Source organism: Streptomyces sp. SID3212 (assembly GCF_009865405.1).
Classification (GTDB): Bacteria; Actinomycetota; Actinomycetes; order Streptomycetales; family Streptomycetaceae; genus Streptomyces.
This window is the reverse complement of the sequence record NZ_WWJY01000283.1, coordinates 1-2,609: the sequence shown is the minus strand read 5'-3', so window position 1 is coordinate 2,609 and position 2,609 is coordinate 1. Positions and strand designations below refer to the sequence as shown.

Annotated in this window: 3 protein-coding genes; all 3 read left to right on the top strand. The window is 72.7% G+C overall.

Features of this window, described 5'->3' with window-relative positions; all coding sequences use genetic code 11:
• Positions 1-159: 159 nt before the first annotated feature.
• Positions 160-1,128 carry a LysR family transcriptional regulator gene (locus GT042_RS08835; protein ID WP_161308156.1) on the top strand — a complete coding sequence of 323 codons (969 nt, stop codon included), beginning with the start codon at positions 160-162 and terminating at the stop codon, positions 1,126-1,128.
• A 76-nt stretch (positions 1,129-1,204) separates the two neighbouring features.
• Positions 1,205-2,350, top strand: a complete 1,146-nt coding sequence (locus tag GT042_RS08830; protein WP_161308155.1) for an inorganic phosphate transporter — start codon at positions 1,205-1,207, stop codon at positions 2,348-2,350.
• 44 nt (positions 2,351-2,394) lie between these two features.
• On the top strand, positions 2,395-2,609 hold a 215-nt coding region (locus GT042_RS38095; protein ID WP_202532540.1), incomplete at its 3' end, for a hypothetical protein.

The following is a 2,609-nucleotide window of genomic DNA, read 5'->3' as shown; positions in this document are numbered from 1 at the left end:
GGGAAGCCGTGGGGGCGGGCGGTCTGGTGCACGGAGATCGCGGTGGCGGGGGTGGGGGTGGAGGCGGTGGGAGGCGTCTTGGCGGTCATGGTGGTGACCGTAGGGAGGAATGCGCGCGCCGGGCAGGGGGTTGGGCTCATGGGGCCGCCCGGCCCATGCATGTTCCTCATAGGACGAGGTGAGCGCCCCGTGGCAGCCGACCTGGCCCCGCACGAACTCCGCGTCCTGGTGGCGGTGGCGGAGGAGGGTGGGTTCTCCGCGGCGGCCGGGGCGCTGGGGCTGACGCAGTCCGCCGTGTCGCACTCGGTGCGGAGCAGTGAGACCAAAGTCGGAGCGGTGCTCTTCGAACGGAGCGGGCGGGGAGCACGCCCCACGGCGGCCGGGGCGAGCGCGGTGGCCCATGCCCGGCGGATCTTGCGGCTGCTGGACGTCATGGTGGTGGAGGCCCGGGCGGAGGCGCGGGGCGCGGGGGCGGCGGAGACACTGACGGGACCCGTGCGGATCACGGCCTTCCGCGGCGCGGCGCTGCACCTGCTGCCGGCCGCGCTGGAGCGGCTGAGGGTCCGTCATCCGGGGATCGACCCGGAGGTGCGGATCGTACGGGAGGTGGGCCCGGGGGCGGCGGGCGAGGTGGCGGCCGGGCGGGCGGACCTGGGCATCGCCACGATCGGCACGCGCGTACCGATGCCGGCGGGGCTGGTCCGGTCGGTCCTGATCGAGGAGCCGTACGCCCTGGTGCACCCGGCGGGCCACCCGGATCCGCGAACACTCCCGCTGGTGGACTGGGCCGAGAACTGCACGTCGTACACGAAGGCCTGGTGGGCCGCCCAGGACTGGATCCCGCGCGCGACGGTGGAGGCGGAGGACGACGGAGCGGTGCTCTCGATGGTGAGCAGCGGTCTGGGTATGGCGATCATGCCCACGCTCTCCCTGACCGGAGCACCGCCCACCGTCGAGATCACCGATCTCGGCCCGGACCGCCCGACCCGCACGGTGGGCTACGTGACCACCCCCGAACAGTCCCGCACCCACGCGGTCCGCGCACTGATCCGGGAACTGCGCGAGTCAGGGACCGTGCGCGTCCGCCACCCGCAGGGCGATCGCGGCCGGCCCGGGCCGGTCCGCTGACCCTTTGGAAGGAAGCATCCGGTGTCGGTCCGTCGGATCTCCTTCTTGCGGGGGCCGCTGCGCTTGTATGGGGCGAATGGACCACATCACGTTCCTCGTGGCAATAGTGATCGTGACCGCGCTCGCGTTCGACTTCACCAACGGATTTCACGACACCGCGAACGCGATGGCGACCTCCATCGCCACCGGAGCCCTGCGTCCCAAGGTCGCGGTCCTCATCAGCGGGGTCCTCAACGTGGTGGGCGCGTTCCTGTCCACGGAGGTCGCGAAGACGATCTCCGGGGGCATCGTGAACGACAGTCTTGTCACCCCTGGGATGATCTTCGCGGGGCTGATCGGCGCCATCCTGTGGAATCTGTCGACCTGGCTGATGGGCCTGCCGTCCAGCTCCTCGCACGCGCTGTTCGGCGGGCTGATCGGCGCCGTGTGGGTCGGGGCGGGGCGGCAGGGTGTGCACTTCGAGAAGGTGGTCGAGAAGATCCTCCTGCCCGCCGTGGCCTCCCCGCTCATCGCGGGGGTGGCCGCGCTGACGGCCACGTACCTCGCCTACCGCCTCACCCACCGGGGCCGGCGGTCCTCGGTGGACCGGGGATTCCGGCTCGGGCAGATCGCCTCCGCCTCGCTCGTCTCGCTGGCGCACGGCACCAACGACGCCCAGAAGACCATGGGCATCATCACCCTCACCCTGATCTCGGCGGGCGCGCTCGGGCCCGGTGCCGGGCCGCCCGCGTGGGTGATCGGCTCGGCGGGGCTCTCCATCGGGCTCGGTACGTATCTGGGCGGCTGGCGGATCATCAGGACGATGGGCAAGGGGCTCACGGACATCCGCGCCCCGCAGGGCTTCGCGGCCGAGTCCTCCGCGACCACTGTCATCCTCACCTCCGCCCACCTCGGCTTCGCCCTGTCCACCACCCAGGTCTGCGCCGGAGGCATCCTCGGCGCGGGAGTGGGCCGCAGGCTCGCCCACGTCCGCTGGGGAACGGCCGGCCGCATGGTCCTCGCCTGGTGCGTGACCCTGCCCGCCGCCGCGGCCGTCGGCGCGCTCGCCGCGAGTGTGGTCGTGAACGGCGGCACGTTCGGGATCGTGGTCGTCTCCGTCGTCGCCGCGGCCCTCGCCGCGTTCATCTTCCTCATGTCCCGGCGCACCCGCGTCACCTCCCGCAACGTCAACGACGACCACGCGGTGACCGTCCGCCCGGGTCCCGCCAAGGCGAATGTCTGACGGGCCGTGACCGACACGGCCCAGGAAACGGGGAGGAGGATCCGATGGATCTGAACTGGAGCTCTCTGGGCGAGGTCGCCGTGGTCAGCATCGGCGCCACCGTCGGCGTCGTGATCGTCTTCTCGCTGGGGGTACGGGCGCTGGCCACGACGGATCGAGGCGAGGAGGACCGCGGGGACGGGGCGCCGGGCGGCGTTGAGCCCCCGGCCGGCGGGAGCACCGCCTACGGGGGCCGCCGCGCCGGGGTGGGTCGGCCGGG